Source organism: Priestia sp. SRI_019 (assembly GCF_057586255.1).
This window is the reverse complement of record NZ_JBYCZN010000001.1, coordinates 1,583,579-1,604,302: the sequence shown is the minus strand read 5'-3', so window position 1 is coordinate 1,604,302 and position 20,724 is coordinate 1,583,579. Positions and strand designations below refer to the sequence as shown.

Genomic DNA, 20,724 nt, shown 5'->3' with positions numbered 1-20,724 from the left:
GATGACGCATCATGAATGAAGCAATTCGTACAATTCAAGATCACCGTTCTATCCGTAAGTATACAGACGAAGCAGTAAGTGACGAGCATTTAGATACGATTATTCAATCTGCTCAGTCAGCCGCTTCTTCTATCAATGGACAGCAAGTGACTATTATTAGCGTCCAAGATAAAGAAAAGAAGAAAAAACTTTCAGAGCTTGCCGGCAACCAAGCGTGGATCGACCAAGCTCCTCTATTTTTAATCTTTTGTGCAGATTTTAATCGTGCTAAGATTGCAGCTGAACTTAACGATGCCCCTCTTGGCGTAACTGATGGGCTTGAATCAATCTTAGTCGGGGCAACCGATGCTGGAATTTCTTTAGAAGCCGCAACAGTTGCAGCAGAATCACTCGGTTTAGGTACAGTCCCAATCGGAGGAATTCGCAGAAAGCCGCTAGAAGTCATTGAACTGCTCGATTTACCGGAATACGTATTCCCAGTAAGCGGTCTTGTGGTTGGACATCCGGCAGATCATTCTGCGAAGAAACCTCGATTGCCACAAGCTGCTGTGCACCATCGTGAAAGCTATAATCATGACTTAAAGTCATTGATTCAAGACTATGATGCTGAAATGGCAGAGTATATGAAAAAGAGAACAAACGGTGCTGATGACCGCAACTGGTCACAAACGGTATCAGCTATTTATAAGACCATTTATTACCCAGAAGTTCGAGCGATGCTTGAAAAACAAGGGTTTAAATTCGAATAACCAAAAGCTGCGATGAACATCGCAGCTTTTTTATCTACTTTAACAGCGTGCTGAATAGACTAAAAGTAATACTCAATAAATGAGGTGTTGGTATGGAGTTTATTTTAATTTGTAATTTTCTTTTAAGTGCAACCGCAGCGTTTTTATTGGTGCCGGCTGTTACAAAAAAGCACACTCTTCACGTGACTTTACTTTCTCTCCTTTTCTTCTTTTCAATTGTCCCGACTTTTCTTCTCGCTAATCCACATATCGGCGTTTTACCTTGGGCTATTCGAGACGCTCTTCTATTGTTCGCTGCATTCCTTTTGTTTTATTTAACCTTCACATTAAACAGTTGGAAAACGCTTTTGTTTTTTCTTCTATTTTTACTGTCGATTGCTCCTCTTGCCTACGTCGTATATGATGACTTTACGCATACGTATATAGATGCCAATATTGGGCTTAGCCTAGGCTTTTTATTGACATGGCTCTTAACAGCTCTGTACAATATTTTGGCTATTCTTCGATTTTTTCGTCAGAAATCTCAGTAAACACATCAAAAGTTAACAAACAAACGAATAGTTGATTTTATTTAGTATACGCTAACAACTGCACAGTCCTTCTCTTTACATAAAGCTGTGTATACTAAAAAAGGAGTGATACTTGATGAAACGACTATTCGTAATGGCAGCAGTGATTGCCTTCTTGGCACTTAGCCGCATGTTAGTATTTGCCGCTGAAACACCTCCTGCTGCAGATGAGCGAACAGCTCAAAATGCAGAAGTTCGCATCGTTCATGCTTCACCGGATGCTCCGGCTGTAGACATTTTTGTGGATGACAAAGCTTTAGTAGAAGGAGCAAAGTTTAAAGATGTCGCCAACTCTTTGCCTTTGGCAGCCGGTTCTCATAAAGTAGAAGTATACGAAGCGAAGACAAAAGGAACAAAAGATTCCATCATCGAAGCTACCCTTGTTGTAGACGGTGGAAAATCGTATACAGTGGCCGCTGTAAATAAAGCAGAAAACCTTGAACTACAGGCTTTCACGAATAATAAGCAAGGAATGGATGGGAAAGCAAGCTTACGTGTTGCTCATTTATCTCCTGATGCTCCTGCGGTAAACGTAGGTCCCAAAGGTGCTGCTCCTTTATTTAAAGATCTGTCTTTTAAAAGCATTTCAGGTTATCAAGTAGTAAATCCGGGATCGTATGATCTATCTGTTTCTACGGCAGATGGAAAAGAAATACTAAGTCTTCCTGGAACAAATCTTCAAAGCGGTAAAAACTATACGGTTCTCGCAGTGAATACTGCTGACAAGCTTGAGACCATTGTTTTACAAGATAATTAATTAAAAAAACGTCATTTCAATTGAAATGACGTTTTTTATAGACTGCGCTGAATGAATTCCTCTTTTTTGCACTCATAGGTAGAAATGTCGTTCCACAGTCGTTTTGAAAGCTCGTATTTCATACCTTCATATTTTTTTCTAGCACGTTCGTTCGAGCGTAACTGCTCCCTGAAATTAATTCGTTCGTTCCAGTAAGGTGATTCACTGACCGTTACGTACACATGACTTCTTCTCGCATCATGTGGAATGAGCTTACGGGCATTTTCAGCTGTCATAATTGTAGGGTAGTGTGCAGCTGGAACGCCTTCTTTTAATAAGACAAACATCTCTTTTTCCGCTACATATACGTGAGATTTATTTTTTAATATAGCGCGCACTTCATTTATATCTTCTTCGCGTTTGACTCCGATTAAAATATCAACGATTGGTGAACCAGCTAATCCTGGAACGGACGTGCTTCCAATATGTTCGATGTCTACTGAAAAATCTTTTAGTGTATTAAGCAACGCTTCTTTTTCCATTTGATACAAAAGCGACCACTTTGTTTCATACTGAACAATCTTTCGCATATCAGTTTCCACCCTTTCACTTTTTTATACTGTATCATGTTTTAAAATAAAAAGAAAGAATTTTCTAACTATTTACTTTTAGTTTATGCTACGAGCTTTACACCCCTCCAGACAGGCTTTGTATTATTTTATATATTTTTGTTATTTTTATTCTACATGTTTCATAATTGTGGATGTTTCCTCCTCCAAAAGATAGATACACTTTTAGTGTCTATCTTTCCTCTATCATATTCACACTCAGCTGTTTTATACTATTTTACCTTTTTGTTAGTAGAAGACATATCCTCAAAATGTAGATGAACAAAGGATTAAAGGTCTTTACTATCGCTAAATTACACCTTCAACATAATTATATTTTACATTAATGTAAAATTTTATCGTTAAGGATGGCAGATAGTTCAAATTCATTATACAATTGAATTTCGACATATAGTATGATGGATAATATCGGTATTATGAGATAATAGTAGATTTAACTCAAATTTTTGGGCTATTTGCCGATATATGCTTTGTATACTAATAACCTTATGTTGAAATTTGTAATTTGCAAGGAGGAAAAAATGAATAAAAAACATGTCATGTACACAGCCGTTTCTTCTGTTCTTTTAAGCTCTTCATTGCTTTTGCATTCAATTGATGCAAATGCAGCTGAATCGGCTAAAGTAACTGCTACATCGTTAAATGTACGTGCAACGCCTAGTACAAGCGGTGCTATCGTTGGAAAAATAACGAAGGGAAACACCGTTGATATAGTAGATGAAAGCAAAGGATGGGCTAAAATTACCTATAACGGTAAAGAAGCTTGGATTTCATCTCAATACATAAATAAAACGCAAACAAACAGTACGTCTACTGCAAATTCGACATCGAAGTCAGCGGTCGTGAATGCGAGCTCATTAAACGTTCGTTCTTCTGCAAGCACAAGCGCATCCCTCGTGACAAACTTACCGCGCAATGCAAAAGTAACCGTGGTAAAAGAAAGCGGATCGTGGTCACAGATTAAAACGGCAAGCGGTCAAACGGGCTGGGTGGCGAGTCAGTATTTAAAAACTGGCTCTGCTTCTTCTACGCCAGCTAAAGATTCTGGGTCCACGACGTCCAAGTCAGCGACCGTTAATGCGAGCTCATTAAACGTTCGCTCTTCTGCGAGCACAAGCGCATCCCTCGTGACAAACTTACCGCGCAATGCAAAAGTAACCGTGGTAAAAGAAAGCGGATCGTGGTCACAGATTAAAACGGCAAGCGGCAAAACGGGGTGGGTAGCAAGTCAGTATTTACAAACTGATTCCGGACAGTCTTCACAAACAGCCCAGTCGATTCAAATTACAAAAGCTTCAAATTTACGCAGTCAGCCGAGCTTAAATGCGGGAATTATTCGCGTAGCAAAAGCAGGTGAAAGATTCAAAAAATTAGGCGAAGCGAATGACTGGGTGCAAATTCAGTACTCTGCGAGTCAAACAGCATGGGTATCAAAAGGGTTAACAGCTGCGGCTGGTTCTACACCTTCAGCTAGTTTGCCTTCTCCTTCTGCTGCTTTAAAAGATAAAATTATTGTAGTAGACGCTGGGCACGGCGGATATGACCCTGGCACTTCAGGCAAGTCATCGATTGAGAAAAATTTAGCGTTAACAACAGCAAAACTTGTGGCAAGCCGCCTAGCTAATTCTGGAGCAAATGTATTTATGACGCGTTCAAACGATACTTTTATTTCACTGAGCGGACGGGTGAATGTTAGTGAAGCAAAGCATGCAGATGCATTTATCAGCATTCACTATAACGCTTCTACTTCATCTTCTGCAAACGGCATCGCATCATTTTATTACAGTGAATCCAAAGATAAAGAATTAGCAAAATACATTCAAGAAAGCATGGCTGAAAACGCGCCTTCTATGAAGGATATGGGGGTTCGTTTTGGAGATTATTATGTTACTCGCGAAAACAACCAGCGGGCCGTACTTCTTGAATTAGGCTTTTTATCAAATGCTCACGATGAGCAAATTGTTTCTTCTAACGCGTATCAGCAGCAAATATCTACAGGTATTTACCAAGGAATTGCTCGATATTTTGCAGCTAATAAATAATAAAAGCCCTCATTATGAGGGCTTTTATACTACCAGCTTGCTTTTTTAACACCTGGAATTTGCCCTTTGTAGGCTAATTCCCTAAAAGCGATGCGTGACATTTCAAATTTTCTAAGGTAGCCTCTCGGACGACCAGTAACGCGGCAACGATTATTTAAGCGCGTTGGCGAAGAATCTCTAGGCAATTTTTTTAACGCTTCGTAATCTCCTTTTTCCTTCAGCTCTTGGCGCAATTGCGCATACTTCGCTACCATCTCTTGACGCTTTTGTTCTTTTATAACTTTTGATTTTTTAGCCAAATTCTTTGTCATCCTTTCGTTTTATTACTTTTTTATTTGAAATACGTAATCATTACGATTTAAATGTTTTGAGCAAGTCACTTCTCTAATCTAATCATATTCTCTTCATTCTTTCAACTTATTTGCTTCCACACTCACATGTAGCCTCCCCGCAGGCTGCTGCATAAACATAAATAAAATTGTATGTCAAATGTAATTAATTCCTGCATCTCCTATATCATACAAAGAGCCCTACATATTCCATATTGTAGGAGGATTTGTATTTACAGATAATATTTCAATAATATTACAGTTCATTTACATATTAATAACTTCGACAAATTTAGCGGTTATCTAGTATATAATCATCTTAGAAATTCCAAAAATAATATTTTGCGTACTCAATAAAATATAAAAGTAAAGGTGATTAAAAAATGAAATCGACTGGTATTGTAAGAAAAGTAGATGATTTAGGTCGTATCGTAATTCCTAAAGAGTTAAGACGTGTTCTTGAAATAGATGTAAAAGATCCTGTTGAAATTTTTGTCGAAACAGATCGAATTATTTTAAAGAAATATGAGCCGAACGGTGCTTGTGCGATTACTGGCGAAGTATCTTCTGATAACGTAACAATCGCAGATGGCAAATTAACTTTAAGCCGCGAAGGTATGGAGTTATTGCTTGAAGAGTTAAAACAACGTAATTTCTAATAATAAGAAAAGCAGCTGCTACTATGCAGCTGTTTTTCTTATTGATAAAGTTTTTTCTTCGCTTTCTGATTTTCAAATGCTATACTCAGAAGCGAATACATAATAAAGGAGCCTTTTATCATGACAGTCGAACAAATGACTCATCACTTTTTAGCACATCGAAACGTAACTAATGAATTAATCAACAAAATTGAAGCAGGTCACTACGAATACAAGCCTGCCCCGACATCTATGTCCGCTTTTGACTTATCTACCCATATTTTAACATCCTTTTATGCATTTGCATCAGTGGTAAAATCCGGTGATTTATCTCCACTTGGTCAAAAAGCTGATTTTGGCGGTAAGTCATTATCGGACCTTGCAGCTGAATATACGCAAAAAACAGTAGACGTATTACGTTCACTTAGCGAAGATGATTTAAACAAAACAATTGACGCCACTGCAGCGTTTGGAAAAAAGCTTCCCGGAAGACAACTTTTACAAATGGCCATTGACCATGAAATTCATCATAAAGGAAATTTATACGTCTACGTACGTGAGATGGGTCATACAGATCTTCCTCTATTTGTTCAGTTCGGTTAATGGTTAGAAAATAGTTCGTGCTTGTAAGCGCCCAAGCTAGAAGTTTGGTGCGCTTTTTCTTTGCAGTTTTCGGCATAATAAGTGAGATATATGGTATAATTCTATCAATAACTTCATATCTACTATTCAAAGCTTGTTTCTTCTTATAAAACGATAGTCATCATCTTTTACAAAGGAGGAATCACTTCATGAGTCAAACTGTTAACCAACAAAAAATTGCTCAAGTGTATCATCTTCCGTTTGTTTCTTCATTTGGAGGAAGTGCTATGAACCTTCTTTCTCCTCAAGCTGGCGAACATATTTTAGATATTGGCTGTGGCACTGGCGAATTTATTTCGCAGCTCAATAAGCTTCATGTCCGTGCAACGGGCATCGATTGCTCTGAAAATATGATTGAACAGGCTCGTCATCAGTACCCAACTCTATCCTTTGAACAGTTAAATGCCCTTAACCTTCCTTATTACGAACAATTTGACGCAGTTTTTTCCAATGCAACTTTACACGACATCCGTCCCCCTCACCTTGTCATTAAAAACATTTACAATGCTTTAAAACCAAATGGCCGATTTGTAGCAGAATTTTGGGGAAAAGGAAACATGGACGAAATTTTCACAGAAATCATTCGTCACTTTAAAACGTTTGATATCCCTTATAACGATGTAGATTTCCCATGGTACTTTCCTTCTGTAGCTGAATATTCTTCTCTTTTGGAATCACAGAATTTTCAAGTCACCACAGCCATTCACTACAGCCGTCCCTTCTTGTTAAAAGGGGAAAACGGCTTGCGTAATTGGTTAGAAACAAATGCAGCCCCTCTTTTTGCTCACGTGACGACAGAAACTAAAAATGTCCTCATTACGCGCTTAGAAAATCGAATGCAAGATAAACTATTTCAAAATGGATCTTGGCTGGCAGAAGCTAAACATATACGTGTACATGCTGTAAAACGAGATTAAAAAATGGACGTGATTCTATTCACGTCCATTTTCGTTAAAGTGCAGCCAATATCCTTTTCCTCGAATCACTTCGATTTCTAAATATGTTCCAATTTTTTTGCGAACCCGGTAAATCAGCGCATTCAGCTCTTCCGCTGCTACTAGAATTTCTCCATTTGACTCTACTCGTTCAGGCCAAACGCTTTTTTTTAATGCCTCTTTTGAAACAAATTGATTGTTGTATTCTAGAAGATAAGCTAAGCACGCGTATTCTTTATCTGACAGAATATACGTTTCCTCTTTTACTTTTACTTTCTGCAAAATTGGATCTAATGTGTAAAATGGCTTATTTATTTGTTTTAGCAAAGGTCCTAAATCGAGGGTTGCATCCATATCATCATTTCTAAATACTAAAGATGCTTCCTCATTTGCTAAGGTAATGACATCCTGCTCTTTCAATAAACGAGGGGTTCCAGGCTGTAACTCTTCTCCGTTTACTTTTGTCCCGTGTTTACTAAACAAGTCTGTAATGAAAAATGTATTGCTTTCGTACGTTACTTCAAAATGCTTGCGTGAAATGTAAGCACTCTGAAAGGCCAGATAAGGCTCCCATTCTTCACTGCTTCGTCCGATAATACAGGCTTTATCTTTTGGAATAGGCACGGAAGCTCCTTCATAAAAAGGAGCACCGTTCCGAATAATCAACATACCGTTCATTGTTTGCTCACACTCTTTTTTAAAATTTTCTGACTCTTATCATGTAATTATAACACTCACATTTATTGAGATTTCTTCCAACTTTGGATAACATCATAGTATAGTCAGTTATATGATAAAGGTTGTTGCCATGTAAGTAAACCTTTAGAGCAGTCCTTTTCTAACTGAAAAAATACGTATTCTTTACCCTGCTGTAACGGTGATACAATTTTTTTGTAAAATAATTTGATTTTTAGTAACTTTGACATATGTTCTCTCTTTTTAAAGCGGAGTAAAATAGGAAAATACGTGAAATATTTACATAATGGAGGAAGACCAATGGGACGTTTGCCAAAAGATAGAGAAATTCAAGCGATTAAACGACGCGTTGCACTGGTATTGTTAATTATTGGATCATTTATTTTAACAGGTGCTAGCTTTAGCATTTATTGGTTTATGATGTTAAAAATATAAGGTTTTTTTATAAAATAAAGAAAAAAAGACATGGTTTTGTTTCCATGTCTTTTTTAGGTTTATTCTTTCTCAGACACTCCTGCAGATTGAAACGTGGCCATATTGGCAATCATCAGTGAAGCCGAGTGCAGCAGCGGAAATGTAACAGCAGCTCCACTTCCCTCGCCTAACCGAAGATTGAGATTGAGGAGCGGTTTCTTGCCAAGAAGCTTCATTGCACACGCATGACCTTGTTCAACAGATTCGTGACTAGCAAACATATAGTCTCTTGCTTGTGTATTGATTTCTGTCGCTAGAAGGGCTGCAACTGTACAAATAAAACCATCTACTAAAATAGGAATACGGTGAGCAGCTGCCGCCAGCATAGCACCTGTCATCCCGGCAATTTCAAGACCCCCTATTTTACTGATAATATCAATCGGATCCTGAGGGTTGATGTGCCTGTTTTGCAGCGCTTCTTCAATCACGTTGACTTTATGGCGTAGCTGTTCGTCAGAAATCCCCGTGCCCATTCCTGCAAGCTTAGAGACTTTTTCTCCTGTCAATACAGCTAAAATAGCCGTGCTTGACGTAGTATTTCCGATGCCCATTTCTCCTACAATCAAACATTTAATTCCTTGGGCAATAAGCTCTTCAGCTTCTTCATATCCGACTTGAACAGCCAATTCTGCCTCACTGCGCGTCATCGCATCTTCTTTATAAAAACTTGCTGTGCCCCGCTTCACTTTGCGTTGTACAAGGTCCTTATGAGAAAGATCAGAAGCAATGCCGATGTCAATCAGTTTGAACTGTGCATCTATTTGCTGGCTAAACACGTTAATAGCTGCTCCTCCCTGCAAAAAATTCAGCGCCATTTGTGCCGTTACGTCTTGCGGATAAGCTGAAACTCCTTCTTTTACAATCCCATGATCGCCTGCAAAAACGAGGACTCCTGGGGGTGTGACCGTCGGAAAAACTTCCCCGGTCATGGCCGCTAATTCAACTGCTATTTCTTCGAGTCTTCCAAGGCTTCCTATCGGCTTGGTTAATGTATCAATATAGCGTGCCGCTTTTTCGCCAGCGCTTGTTTGAAGCGCTGGAATATAAACGTTTATCATATGTACAGCTCCTTTATTTCAGCAAATGTCTACCGTTTAATTTAACAGGATTTTATTTATTCTGGCTAGTATTTTTTAAAATAGATAATTGGATAGAGTTCCCAAGACTTAGTTATACTAGTAAGAGTTGCGTATAGGCAGTATTTTGAAAGGAAAGATTTTATGACAACGAAACAGCACAAAAAGGAAAAGGCAGGTCGGCTCATTTATCGCTACATTATGATGTTAATTGGAGCTTCCTTGGCTGCCGTTTCTATCGAATTATTTTTAGTCCCAAATTCCGTAATTGATGGCGGTATTATCGGTATTTCTCTAATTTTAGTTTACTTAACGAAATTGCCGTTCAGTCTTCTTATCATCATCTTTAATCTCCCTTTTTTATATAGTGGGTACAAACAAATTGGTCGTAACTTCTGCTTCTCATCTATGTTTGCAGTCGTTGCTTTATCCATTGTAGAATCTCAATTGCACCATGTTCCAGCTGTAACATCTGAACCGCTTCTTGCTACTGTATTTGGCGGGCTGCTGTTAGGAGCAGGTGTAGGAACGGTCATTCGTCACGGCGGAGCGTTAGACGGAACTGAGATTTTAGGTATTTTATTAACAAAAAAAATCCCGTTTTCTGTGGGCGAATTTGTGATGTTTTTAAATATCTTCATTTTTGCTTGGGCAGGGTTTGTGCTAGGTTGGGAACAGGCCATGTACTCGATCCTTACGTACTATATTGCTTCTAAAACAATCGATGCGATTATTCAGGGTCTTGATGAAACAAAAGCAGCTTTTATAGTTTCAGATCACTATGAAGAGCTATCAGACGCTATTACGCATCGTCTAGGACGCGGCGTTACAAAGCTTTACGGTAAAGGCGGATTTGAAGGTACAGAAAAAGAAGTCATATACGTAGTTGTGACGCGTTTGGAAATTACCAAGCTTAAAACCATTATTTCCGAAATAGACCCACATGCATTTACAACCATTATGGATACCCAAGAAGCGCAGGGCGGCAAATTCAAATCAGCCATCCACTAACTATACATAAGCGTGGATTTCCCTGAGCATGCTAATAGCTTACTACCCGTAAAGGAGCTCACCACAATGAAAGAACAAATGTCCAACTTATTTCACCAATTAAAACAGTCGGTTTCCGATGTATCTGATAAGTTATATGACAAAGTACATACGCTGCAATCATCACCGGGAGTGAGTGCGTTTGAACTGTATGAATGGATTAAAGAAAACCCAAGCACAAGTGTACAAAAGCAAACGCTGCTCGGGATTTCGTACTCTTTCTATACACTCTACGCAGACGGCGTTTTTTTCTATATGGAAACGAAATATGATTATTTACTTTACATGACTATTTATAGTCCAACACGTCATTATTTCACCTATCATTCTTACAGAGATTCTTTATCAACCGTGACTCCCTTGACGTTTCCTATTACTAAATAATAAAAAGCTCCTCAATCGAGGAGCTTTCTTTATATGGTTATCTTCCTTTTCGGACTTTAAAGATAAACAGCGCAAGTAAAAAACCGCTCGTCGCAGTTACTATTTTCCACGCGTTTAAGATTGGATTTTTTTTCAAGGTCCTGCTCCTTCCTTGCGGCTATACTAAAAATAGGATGCCGCCTTTCAAACAGCTAGTCCAACTTCCCCCTACTATTGATACGATCATCTAACATATAGCCCACCGACATTTTCATCAATTTCACTTTTCATACTATAACATATTTTTGCCATTTAGTAGAAGTCTTAAAAGTAAAAGCTGCACTTCTCTTAAAAAAAACGGTATTGAACCCCTGCATTTTCTTTACCGTTCATTTTTTGATAAAGGTTTTGAGCCACTTTATTTTCACTGTTGCACTCAGCGGTCATACCTGCAAACTCATACTTTTGAGAATAGGCCAGACAGATTTTAAACAAACGTTCACCGATTTTATTTCCTCTGTTTAAAGGAGATACGTACAAGTCTTTTAAGATGGCTACTTCTTTAAAATAATAGGTGCTCCACGATACGTAAACCGTCGCAAAACCTACTAGTTTCCCTTCCAATTCAGCAACAAACTGGATACCATAGGAAGGATTATTCAATAAGCGCTTAATATGTAAAGTTAAAGCTTTCCGGGAAGGGGCAGGCTGCTCACAAAATTTCACTATATATTCTTGCATTAACGTAGCCAGTCGCTCTCGATCAGTTTCAACCGCCTGTCGAATGACAACCATTTAATCACTCCTTTTAGCTCAACGCTCTTAACATAATTCGATAGCCATACTTTTTTTCCTTTCGTTTTCGTGAAAAGCTCCCTACTTTTACACAAGGGATATTTAAAGCAAACAACCGTATACGGCGTATGGTTGAGGAGAGAAAATACGATGTTTTAAAAAAAGGTTGCAAATAGCAACCTTTTTTAGTTAGCAAGCGCATAATTTCGTAAGAATAAACCTACACAGCCGCTGATTACAATCAGTCCTCCTGCTGTTAGAAACGCCGCCGTCACATTTAGCGAAGCAACAGCTCCAAGCAGCAGCACCGAAAGCCCAAACGTCACATATGAAACGCTCAGCGTAGCGGAAAGTACCTTAGAAAGCTTTTCTAAAGGAACGGCCGTTTGTGTAAGCGTGTAAGAACACGTAGCGCTTATTTGAAGGGCAATGCCAATAGCAAAACTAAGTAAAAGTGAAAGAAAAGGAGCAGACATCACTCCGAACAATAATGTAAAGAAACCTGATAAAAGACTGCCTAGTGTTACGATATGATAAAGACTTTTCTCTTGTTCAACTGAAATCTTCAACAAAACGAAACCTCCAAGAACCGTTCCAACAAAAAAACTGCTGTTGATATATCCCCACCAAGCTTCATTTTTATTTAATATCTCTTTCACAAACACGTAGACAATTGCTGATGCCCAAACGCCGGCAGCCATCCCCTCTAAAACCTCCATGACTAATAAAACCCGCAGGCGCGGATAATGCCAAATTAGCTTCCATCCCTCTTTTAACCCTTGTTTTTGCTTCGTTTTAGAAGAATGAGCGTTAATGCGAATGGCCTGCATAAATACGATTGACAAACTGAATAATGAAAATGACAGCCATAAAAGGCTAGTAGCATCCCAGCTAATGATCAGAAAGCTTCCAAGCGGATAGGCTGCAATTTGAATCGTTTGATCCGTGACATTAAACATACTGTTCCATTTTAACAGCTTTTCTTTATCTACTAAGTGAGGAAGCATAGAGCTTTGAACAGGAGCTGCCCACCCATCGAAAAAAGCAATAAACGCCACGCAGCACAGCATGCTGATAAGCGACATATGCCACAAGAAAAACATAGATAAAACACTGGTTTTTAACAGCTGAGACACCACAAGAATACGCTTAGCCCTGTAGCGATCTATAAGAAAAGGCACAGTAAAACTGCTCAAAAACTTAGCAGTCGTAATGGTAAACGGAATGCATGAAAGCAGCACAGGAGAACTATTTTGAGCATAAAGAATGCTGATTAACGCAACAATATATAATACATCTGCTAAATTGGCTTGGCTTTGACCAAACCATAAAAAAAGTACGGAACGATTTTTCACGACAATCCCTCTTTCTTTTTAGTATGACTGAAAAGAAAGAGAATCCTACACGTAATCAACTCCTCTATATAGCGGCTTGCTTTTACCCACTTATTACAATCGTATGCTTTTTACAAAACACAACTTTTATATATATTAAAAAATACAAACAGTTAAACAGTATCGTAAAAAATCAAGAAATTGTCGTGAAAACGAAGTTAGATTAACTATAGAATATCAGAGTTATAGAATCAATACTTTTTACATAATTTTCTTTTTTCTTCTTTACTTCTAAATAACCTAAGCTTGCCATATACATAGATGGACGAGTACTCCTATTAAAATTTAACGTATAGGGTGAGGAATATTTTTTCGAGAGTGGTTTCGATTTGCTGTGGCAGCTTATTAATTGGACTAGGGCTAAACGGATTTATTGCTCCTTATCACTTACTAGACGGTGGACTTATAGGATTTGGGCTTATCGTATATTATGTGTTTGGAACTCCTATCGGACTGTCCATTTTCTTTTTGAACGTACCTGTCTATTTATATGCTTTTTTTCGTCATCGTCAAAACTTTTTTTATGGAAGTATAGGTTTAGTTGTTTCTTTTTTTATGACAGAATGGCTGTCTATTCTCGAAGGTACGCTGGAGCTTCCTTTGCTTTTTAGCTCATTGCTTGGAGGCGCACTCGTAGGAATGGGAATAGGACTGATGCTTCGCTACGGCATCAGTTCGGATGGGCTTGATTTAATTGCCATTATTGTATCGAAAAAATGGAAAATCAATATTGGAATAACCATTTTCATCTTAGACAGTACGATTATGATAGTGGGCTTACATATTATCGGATTTACTGCTTTTTGCTACTCCATGCTTGTTGTTACGATGAGCAGCATAATGATTATGCTCTTTACTTCTCCACGATGGCTCTCTTCATAAAAAAACGCTGGAAGTTCCAGCGTTTTTTTATCTGTTTCCGACTATCATATTTATGTGATTGTGGAGAACCGTAATCGTTGAAGGTGTTGTCGTTTCTTTTTCTCCATCACAATCTACCGTTTTTTCAGGAGTAGTTTCAATATGGACTTCTTTTGCACGAAAATGCATAAGGTTGCTTTCGGGGTTAAGCTGTTCTTCATCAGGGCTTGTTTGTAACCATGCCATAACAGGCTCGATTCCCATTTCTTTAATAACGAATACGTCTAATAATCCGTCTTGAAATGAGCTGTTTCCTAGCATAGCGCGAGTTCCTCCTAAAAAAGGACCGTTTCCAATTAACACCATAACAGCTTCTCCTTCATAGGAAGCTTTTTCGCTCGTCATTTTTAATTGAAAAGGCTCTGCTTGATTTAAAGTTCTACCTACGCTCATGTAGTAAGAGAGCTTACCAAATTTTTCTTTGTTTTCTTCCAAAATATTTTCAGATACATCAGCTACGAGGCCGATTCCCCAAAAGTTTAAAAAATAATCTTCGCCATGTTTTCCAACATCTACTGCTTCCGTCTGCTTTTCAATAATTTGCTCCACTGCTTTTAAAGGATTTTGATTCATTCCAATTGCACGCGAAAAGTCGTTGCACGTTCCACCAGGTAAAATAGCAAATACAGGACGTTGCTGCAGCGGAGCAAGAGCATTGATAAGTTCATAAATTGTCCCGTCTCCTCCTGCTCCAATAATGACATCCGCTTTGCCTTCCAATTTTCTTACCAGATCGGCACCATCTCCAGGTTGCTCTGTTTTATATAAAGTAACCGTCTCAAATGCAGTGTTTAACCGATCACATATAAAGTCAATTTCATTTACTAATTTTTTGTTTCCTGCGTTTGGATTCAAAATCACTGCTGCCTTCATCTTTCTCTCTCCTCTATTCATATCTTCCGTTTCACCTTTTTTCCCTTTCTTAAAAAAAAACAAACCTTTTCAAATATGAACGTTTTATGAAACCATTCCAATAGTACTTTTTTTACTTTCAAAACCTGCTATAATAATTTTCGGACTTGTATTAACAAAAGATGGTTATTGAGAGGAGCTTTCTATACGTGTCAATAAAATGCATGACGCAGCTATTTGCAAGTTGTTTTGTTTTTTTACTTTCCTCAGTCGCTACTTGGTATAACGGCTCTTCGATGCTTGAAGGACCTTTATCAGCTAGTTTGACCGGAGGGCTAACAAAGTCCTCGGCGGTTCATCACTATTCTCACATCGATTATTTGTTATATACAATTAAATTCCATCCTCAGTTTCCAATTATGATGATGGTGAGCGGGATTTATTTGATTGTATTACTATCTATTATTGGCTTCAAAAAGCGGTATGGATTGATTAGCTCCTGCTGTTTATGTATCACAGCTCTCTTATGCTACAGCAGCTATAAACTTTCACATACCCCTACAGAAGGTGAGCACGCCATGATTACCTCTAGCTTAGCTGCAGCAAGTTTATGCTTAGCAGTCGGATTATTCTATTTATTAAAGCGATTTTATTCTCAAAAAGAATATATTTAACCATATGAAAAAAACGTCGGATCTACCGACGTTTTTTATGTGAAACCGAGTTTATTTATTGATTTTGTTCAACTGGCGTATAACCTGTATACGCAGACTGAGGTCGGTAAATACGATTATTTTCTGACTGCTCTACGACATGAGCTGTCCAGCCAACTAAACGGCTTGCTGTGAAGGTTGGTGTGAATAGTTCAGACGGAAGCTCAACCGCTTTCATAACCGCTGCAGCGAAATATTCTACATTGGTATAAATGCCTCGACCCGGCTTGTATTCATTGAGTAATTCAATGGTTTTATCTTCAATCTTAACAATTAAATCAAATAACCCGTTGTCTCCTGAGATTTGTTTCGATACTTCTTTTAATGCTTCTGCTCTTGGATCATGTGTACGATAAACGCGATGACCAAATCCCATGATTTTCTCTTTATTATCTAACTTTTTACGAACCCAAGGCTCAATATTCTCTTCACTTCCAATTTCATCAAACATGGTAATAACACCAGAAGGAGCTCCTCCATGAAGAGGACCTTTCATCGCGCCAATTGCTCCGCAAATAGCTGAAACCATGTCAGATTCGGTAGATGAAATAACGCGTGATGAGAAGGTTGAGGCGTTCATTCCATGCTCAATTGTCAAAACAAAATATGCGTTCAGCGCAGTAACCAAACTTTGATTTGGAATTTCTCCGTTAATCATGTATAAATAGTTTGCTACATGATCTAAATGCTCGTTAGGCTCTACTACTTCTAAATCATTCATTTTACGATACCAATACGCAATAATGGTAGGTGTTACCGCTGTAATCGCAAGCGCCTGCTCTTTTGTCGGAGGCCAGCTGTATGAAGGGTCTCCTAAAGCTGAGATACATGTGCGAAGCGCGCTCATCACTTCTGTATCTTTTGGCAAACAGTCCATTAACGCAACAATATTAGCTGGAAGCGTACGATGAGTCACCATTTTTTGTTTAAATGCTTTTAACTCATCATGATTTGGCAACGTGCCGTTCCAAATTAAATAAGAAACTTCTTCAAAAGAATAATTGATTGCCAAATCTTTTGCCCAATATCCGCGATAAATCAGCTGACCTTTCTCTCCATCAACATGCCCTACTTTTGTTTCAGCTGCAACGATTCCTTCTAATCCTTTAACGTATGTCATCTCAACCACTCCCCCAATTATTTTTAACAAACCGGCCCTTTTTTCTATGTACGGCTCGTTTGCAGAATGAATAGACTCACCTTAGTGGTGCACTATACCATTTTATTCCTCTTTCTTAATTGTCAGAACAGTATACAAAATGAACATTTCAACACGTGTTATTTCTGCGCTCGCGGCTTTGTTTTACGGGAGGAAAAAATATTTTTCTAGGATTTTCTTCGAGGGCGCTTTTTTTGTTAACGCTTACAAACATGCGGGTTTCTAACGTATTTAGAGGAATTTGATGTACTATTTTTAGATGAATCACTATTCATTTCCTTATGTAAGAGTTTACATTTATTTGAATCATAAGTAAAATAGATAAATAGAATAAATAGTATGAAAACTAAGAATACTAGTGAGGAGAATTTATGGATATTCGAGAACTGCAACATTTCATGGAAGTAGTTAATCAAAAAAGTTTCACGAAAGCAGCAGCTACAATTCACTTGTCTCAGCCAGCATTAAGTAAAATTGTAAAAAAACTAGAAGAAGAACTCGGCGTAGATCTTTTTGATCGCTCTACTCGAAAGCTGACGTTAACCGATGCAGGACAGATTGTGTATGGGCAAAGCCAAAAGCTGGTATCCACTCTTCACGAGCTGCATGCTCTGTTAGATGATTTACGAAATCTGCCTACAGGAGATATTAAAGTAGGAATTCCTCCTTTAGTAGGGACTGTTGTTTTCCCGATGATTGCAAAAAACTTTACAGCAAAACATCCTCAGGTGAAATTAGAGCTTGTGGAGCTTGGCGCAAAGCGAATTGTCGAACTTGTAGAAAACGAACAAGTAGACCTTGGCATTATCGTGTTGCCTATTCAAAACCCTCTTTTTCACGTCTATCCGTTTATTGAAGAAGAGTTTAATTTATACATTCATCATGAGCATCCGCTGGCAGCTAAATCAATTGTTGCTTTGAGCGAGCTTAGAGAAGAGCCGTTTGTTCTGTTCAGCAAAGATTTCTCTCTTCATGATCGCATTATTCATGAGTGCATTCAAGCGGGTTTTCATCCAAAAATAGCGTACGAAAGTTCTCAATGGGATTTAATTATTGAACTAGTTGCTTCTGAATTAGGTATTGCTATTTTACCAAAGTCCGTGTTTCCGAAAATCAATAATCCCTTTATTAAAAGTATTCCAATTGCCGCACCTACTCCAATGTGGGAGCTCGGCATTATTTTGAAAAAAGATCGCTATATGTCATATGCTACACGAGAACTTTTGTCCTTTCTCGTCGACCAAGATATCATTTTACCATCTCATACGATGTCAGCAAACTCTTAACAAAAAAGCCTCTTCTTTCATTAGGAAGAGGCTTTTAGTCATCTTATATATCTTTCTTCAATCTTTTTTGTCTTGCGATCAACTAAAAACAAGTCAGCAAATGGCGACTTGCTTTACAGCTGCTTTTTGAATAGCACACCTTTTTTAAAATGTACTCCCAAAGCTTCACGATTGGCCATAAACACTCCTATTAAAATAAGAAGGCTTCCGCCAATAATAGAAGGCGTGATAGCTTCATTTAAGACTACATAGCCGATTAACACTGCGATTAAAGGAGATACATACAACCAAGTAGATGGAAAAACCGGATTTGTTTGGGCGATTAGCCAATAATATAAGCCGTGGCCAGCAATTGAACCAACAAAAATTAAATATACAATAGACCATACTGCGTTCCAAGGCATAATAGTTGAAACATGGATCTGCTCTGTACACAAAGATAGCACCAGTAGAAATATTCCCCCGTAAAACATTTGGATACCGTTAATTAAAAACGGTGACACTTCTTTTAGTTCATTTAATAAAGCTTTCGAATAATTGCTGCCTATGCCGTAAAATACCTCTCCTACTATGATAATAATACACCCTAACGTCCACGAATAAGACATAGTGGCTGTCACATTGGGAAGTGAAATGCAAATAACACCGGTAAAAGCCAGAAGCAAAGCGAATAACTGCTCTTTTTTTAATTCCATTTTTCTTTGCATCACTTGAATAAGCAATATCATCATTGGCCCAGTAGCAGATAAAACAGCTGCAAGACCCGATGTCACATGTTGTTCTGCCCAATAGAGCGTTGAAAATGTCATAAAGGTCAAACAAAACCCTACCATCATCACTTTTTTTGAAAATAATAACGAGCGTCGAACGTCTTTTTTATATGCAAAGTACGAGATTACTAAGATTCCTGCTAAAAGAAAGCGAGTTCCAGCTGAGAAAAGTGGAGGCATTCCTGCTTCAATCCCTAATTTAATAGTTAAAAATGTCGTGCCGAAAATAAAACAGATAAGTACGTAATTAATAATAATCATATATCTTCCTCCTTTAAATATGCCACGAGTATAAAAGAAAGGAAGTATAACAGTAAAACCTTGACTATAACAGTTGCTGTTTTTCCAGTTGCGCCCATGCTTATTTTGAGGTTAACTAAAGAAAAAGAATAGTTAGGTGACACAATGAGATTTAATGTACATAAAAAATCTTCTACCCCCATTTATCAGCAAATCTATGAACAGATTCGTTATCGCATCCAAACGAGCATGATAAAACCTGGTGATCAGCTCCCTTCTTTACGCAAGCTATCACAAGAGTTAGAAATAAGCTTATTAACGGTACGAAAAGCGTATCAGCTCTTACAAAAATCAGGATTAATCGTAATACAGTCAGGAAAAGGAGCTTTTGTTAAAGGGGTTACTAAACGTTCTTCCAAGGTATTAAATAATTTTTCATGGCAAGATGAATTAAACGTAAATATCACGCGCTCTCAGTATAGCTTAAATCGTGATCGTAAATATTATGATTTCTCTCAGGCTATTCTTTACCCTCGTCTCCTTCCTAATCAGTTTTTAGCGCAAGAAATGCAAAGTCTGTTACGTACCAATGAGCTTGTTTTAGCCACATACGGTCCAATTCAAGGAGACCGGGAGCTTCGCATAGAGTTTTCTTCTTATTTACAGAGAGAGCAAGGAATAAAAGCTGATCCTCATGAAATTATAATTACAAGTGGCGCTCAGCAAGGTATTGATTTAATTGCTCAAACGCTTTTAAAGCCAGGGGATACGGTTATAGTAGAGAGTCCATGCTACGGAGCTGCAATTGATGTCTTCACCAATAAAGGTGTCAACGTCATTTCAATTGAACTAGATGAAGAAGGAATACAATCTGATTTAGTAGAAGAATGCTGCCAAAAAATAAAGCCTTCGCTTTTGTACGTGAACCCTTCTTTTCAAAACCCTACAGGTATACTAATGAGCAGACAGCGCCGCAAAGAACTAGTTGATTTGGCCGAATTGTATCACTTTTTTATTGTTGAAGATGAATCGTTTGGAGAGATTTATTTCGATGATATATCGGTGCCTCCACCGATCAAAACGTTTGATAAAAACGGGCATGTTTTGTTCTTGAAGGGGTTTAGTAAAACGTTGGCTCCAGGACTTCGAATTGGATTACTTTATGCACAAGGTTCTGTATTTGATTGGCTATATGCGGTTAAAGCACTGATGGATATTGGTAGTCCCTTGCTAACTCAAAAAGCCGTGCTAGCTTTTTTACGGACTGAGCGAATGAAACATCACATGGAAAAACTGAGGACCGCTTTGCAGCTGAGAAGAGATCATGCAAGCGACCTGCTTTCGCCTCTTTCCGAATCCGTTCAATTCCAAGTTCCTAAAGGAGGATTCAACTTATGGTTAAAACTGCCTCAAAAAATAAACACATTTGGGTTATTAAAAAAAGCCCAGGAGCACAATATCTGCTTTTTACCTGGTGAAGCTTGTTTTGTTCACAAATCGCTTCATGCTTACATTCGAATAAGCTATTCCCTCCTTAGTGATACTGATTTGAACACGGGACTTCAACGTCTTAACACCATTCTTTCAGCTGAAATATAAAAAGATTCTTTAATAGATGTTTAATTATAAGAAAAGAAGTGTATACAGAAAGAGGAGAAGAATAACT

23 protein-coding genes are annotated in these 20,724 nt (G+C 38.1%); 14 read left to right on the top strand and 9 right to left on the bottom strand.

Features of this window, described 5'->3' with window-relative positions:
• Positions 1-11 precede the first annotated feature (11 nt).
• The 3 genes from nfsA (at position 12) to AC2YJL_RS08760 (ending at position 2,075) form a co-directional block, all read left to right on the top strand.
• Entirely contained in the window at positions 12-749 is a 738-nt protein-coding gene (gene nfsA, locus AC2YJL_RS08770; RefSeq protein ID WP_195696588.1) for an oxygen-insensitive NADPH nitroreductase, read from the top strand.
• A 92-nt stretch (positions 750-841) separates the two neighbouring features.
• Positions 842-1,279 carry a hypothetical protein gene (locus tag AC2YJL_RS08765; RefSeq protein ID WP_230933015.1) on the top strand — a complete coding sequence of 146 codons (438 nt, stop codon included), beginning with the start codon at positions 842-844 and terminating at the stop codon, positions 1,277-1,279.
• 115 nt (positions 1,280-1,394) lie between these two features.
• Positions 1,395-2,075 carry a DUF4397 domain-containing protein gene (locus AC2YJL_RS08760; protein WP_025751171.1) on the top strand — a complete coding sequence of 227 codons (681 nt, stop codon included), beginning with the start codon at positions 1,395-1,397 and terminating at the stop codon, positions 2,073-2,075.
• 35 nt (positions 2,076-2,110) lie between these two features.
• Here the strand turns inward: AC2YJL_RS08760 and AC2YJL_RS08755 are convergent, their stop codons facing one another.
• The gene (locus tag AC2YJL_RS08755) at positions 2,111-2,644 is read right to left on the bottom strand and encodes a GrpB family protein (protein WP_230933016.1); all 534 of its coding nucleotides are present in this window, start codon (positions 2,642-2,644) and stop codon (positions 2,111-2,113) included.
• A gap of 560 nt (positions 2,645-3,204) precedes the next feature.
• Here AC2YJL_RS08755 and AC2YJL_RS08750 point away from each other — a divergent pair.
• On the top strand, positions 3,205-4,725 hold the full coding sequence (locus tag AC2YJL_RS08750) for an N-acetylmuramoyl-L-alanine amidase family protein (protein WP_369361114.1): 1,521 nt from the start codon (positions 3,205-3,207) through the stop codon (positions 4,723-4,725).
• Between the two features lie 29 nt (positions 4,726-4,754).
• Here the strand turns inward: AC2YJL_RS08750 and rpsN are convergent, their stop codons facing one another.
• Positions 4,755-5,024: a 30S ribosomal protein S14 gene (gene rpsN / locus AC2YJL_RS08745; protein WP_098600994.1), complete on the bottom strand. Its 270-nt coding sequence runs from the start codon at positions 5,022-5,024 to the stop codon at positions 4,755-4,757.
• A 413-nt stretch (positions 5,025-5,437) separates the two neighbouring features.
• Here rpsN and AC2YJL_RS08740 point away from each other — a divergent pair, with 413 nt between their 5' ends.
• The 3 genes from AC2YJL_RS08740 to AC2YJL_RS08730 all read left to right on the top strand — a co-directional run bounded on the left by AC2YJL_RS08740 (position 5,438) and on the right by AC2YJL_RS08730 (position 7,251).
• The gene (locus AC2YJL_RS08740; RefSeq protein ID WP_013057736.1) at positions 5,438-5,713 is read left to right on the top strand and encodes an AbrB/MazE/SpoVT family DNA-binding domain-containing protein; all 276 of its coding nucleotides are present in this window, start codon (positions 5,438-5,440) and stop codon (positions 5,711-5,713) included.
• Positions 5,714-5,833: 120 nt separating this feature from the next.
• On the top strand, positions 5,834-6,295 hold the full coding sequence (locus AC2YJL_RS08735) for a DinB family protein (protein WP_195696583.1): 462 nt from the start codon (positions 5,834-5,836) through the stop codon (positions 6,293-6,295).
• Positions 6,296-6,483: 188 nt separating this feature from the next.
• The gene (locus tag AC2YJL_RS08730; RefSeq protein WP_195696582.1) at positions 6,484-7,251 is read left to right on the top strand and encodes a class I SAM-dependent methyltransferase; all 768 of its coding nucleotides are present in this window, start codon (positions 6,484-6,486) and stop codon (positions 7,249-7,251) included.
• A gap of 15 nt (positions 7,252-7,266) precedes the next feature.
• On the opposite strand, the gene AC2YJL_RS08725 is transcribed toward AC2YJL_RS08730, so the two are convergent.
• The gene (locus AC2YJL_RS08725; protein WP_369361117.1) at positions 7,267-7,947 is read right to left on the bottom strand and encodes an FHA domain-containing protein; all 681 of its coding nucleotides are present in this window, start codon (positions 7,945-7,947) and stop codon (positions 7,267-7,269) included.
• 318 nt (positions 7,948-8,265) lie between these two features.
• Here AC2YJL_RS08725 and AC2YJL_RS08720 point away from each other — a divergent pair, with 318 nt between their 5' ends.
• Complete coding sequence (locus AC2YJL_RS08720; RefSeq protein WP_013057740.1) at positions 8,266-8,400, top strand: hypothetical protein; 135 nt, start codon at positions 8,266-8,268, stop codon at positions 8,398-8,400.
• 59 nt (positions 8,401-8,459) lie between these two features.
• Here the strand turns inward: AC2YJL_RS08720 and cobT are convergent, their stop codons facing one another.
• Complete coding sequence (cobT, locus tag AC2YJL_RS08715) at positions 8,460-9,497, bottom strand: nicotinate-nucleotide--dimethylbenzimidazole phosphoribosyltransferase (RefSeq protein ID WP_230933020.1); 1,038 nt, start codon at positions 9,495-9,497, stop codon at positions 8,460-8,462.
• A 162-nt stretch (positions 9,498-9,659) separates the two neighbouring features.
• On the opposite strand from cobT, the gene AC2YJL_RS08710 reads away from it, so the two are divergent.
• A complete protein-coding gene (locus AC2YJL_RS08710; protein WP_153254895.1) occupies positions 9,660-10,526 on the top strand; it encodes a YitT family protein in 867 nt (288 codons plus the stop codon).
• A 66-nt stretch (positions 10,527-10,592) separates the two neighbouring features.
• The gene (locus tag AC2YJL_RS08705) at positions 10,593-10,949 is read left to right on the top strand and encodes a hypothetical protein (RefSeq protein ID WP_230933021.1); all 357 of its coding nucleotides are present in this window, start codon (positions 10,593-10,595) and stop codon (positions 10,947-10,949) included.
• 327 nt (positions 10,950-11,276) lie between these two features.
• Here the strand turns inward: AC2YJL_RS08705 and AC2YJL_RS08700 are convergent, their stop codons facing one another.
• A complete protein-coding gene (locus tag AC2YJL_RS08700; protein WP_369361120.1) occupies positions 11,277-11,723 on the bottom strand; it encodes a GNAT family N-acetyltransferase in 447 nt (148 codons plus the stop codon).
• A 185-nt stretch (positions 11,724-11,908) separates the two neighbouring features.
• Entirely contained in the window at positions 11,909-13,078 is a 1,170-nt protein-coding gene (locus tag AC2YJL_RS08695) for an MFS transporter (protein ID WP_230933022.1), read from the bottom strand.
• A 357-nt stretch (positions 13,079-13,435) separates the two neighbouring features.
• Here AC2YJL_RS08695 and AC2YJL_RS08690 point away from each other — a divergent pair, with 357 nt between their 5' ends.
• The gene (locus AC2YJL_RS08690) at positions 13,436-13,999 is read left to right on the top strand and encodes a YitT family protein (protein WP_230933023.1); all 564 of its coding nucleotides are present in this window, start codon (positions 13,436-13,438) and stop codon (positions 13,997-13,999) included.
• Positions 14,000-14,026: 27 nt separating this feature from the next.
• Here AC2YJL_RS08690 and AC2YJL_RS08685 read toward each other — a convergent pair whose 3' ends face one another.
• Positions 14,027-14,911: a diacylglycerol/lipid kinase family protein gene (locus AC2YJL_RS08685; RefSeq protein ID WP_025751162.1), complete on the bottom strand. Its 885-nt coding sequence runs from the start codon at positions 14,909-14,911 to the stop codon at positions 14,027-14,029.
• Positions 14,912-15,099: 188 nt separating this feature from the next.
• On the opposite strand from AC2YJL_RS08685, the gene AC2YJL_RS08680 reads away from it, so the two are divergent.
• The gene (locus AC2YJL_RS08680) at positions 15,100-15,564 is read left to right on the top strand and encodes a DUF4306 domain-containing protein (RefSeq protein WP_223260182.1); all 465 of its coding nucleotides are present in this window, start codon (positions 15,100-15,102) and stop codon (positions 15,562-15,564) included.
• A gap of 55 nt (positions 15,565-15,619) precedes the next feature.
• On the opposite strand, the gene AC2YJL_RS08675 is transcribed toward AC2YJL_RS08680, so the two are convergent.
• Positions 15,620-16,723, bottom strand: coding sequence for a citrate synthase/methylcitrate synthase (locus AC2YJL_RS08675; RefSeq protein WP_195696575.1), 1,104 nt, complete (start codon positions 16,721-16,723; stop codon positions 15,620-15,622).
• Between the two features lie 410 nt (positions 16,724-17,133).
• Here AC2YJL_RS08675 and AC2YJL_RS08670 point away from each other — a divergent pair, with 410 nt between their 5' ends.
• Positions 17,134-18,048, top strand: a complete 915-nt coding sequence (locus AC2YJL_RS08670) for a LysR family transcriptional regulator (protein ID WP_195696574.1) — start codon at positions 17,134-17,136, stop codon at positions 18,046-18,048.
• 113 nt (positions 18,049-18,161) lie between these two features.
• On the opposite strand, the gene AC2YJL_RS08665 is transcribed toward AC2YJL_RS08670, so the two are convergent.
• Positions 18,162-19,079 (bottom strand): DMT family transporter, encoded by a 918-nt coding sequence (locus tag AC2YJL_RS08665; RefSeq protein ID WP_487374709.1) that lies wholly within the window; start codon positions 19,077-19,079, stop codon positions 18,162-18,164.
• A gap of 144 nt (positions 19,080-19,223) precedes the next feature.
• On the opposite strand from AC2YJL_RS08665, the gene pdxR reads away from it, so the two are divergent.
• On the top strand, positions 19,224-20,657 hold the full coding sequence (pdxR, locus tag AC2YJL_RS08660) for a MocR-like pyridoxine biosynthesis transcription factor PdxR (protein ID WP_487374708.1): 1,434 nt from the start codon (positions 19,224-19,226) through the stop codon (positions 20,655-20,657).
• Positions 20,658-20,724: the final 67 nt, after the last annotated feature.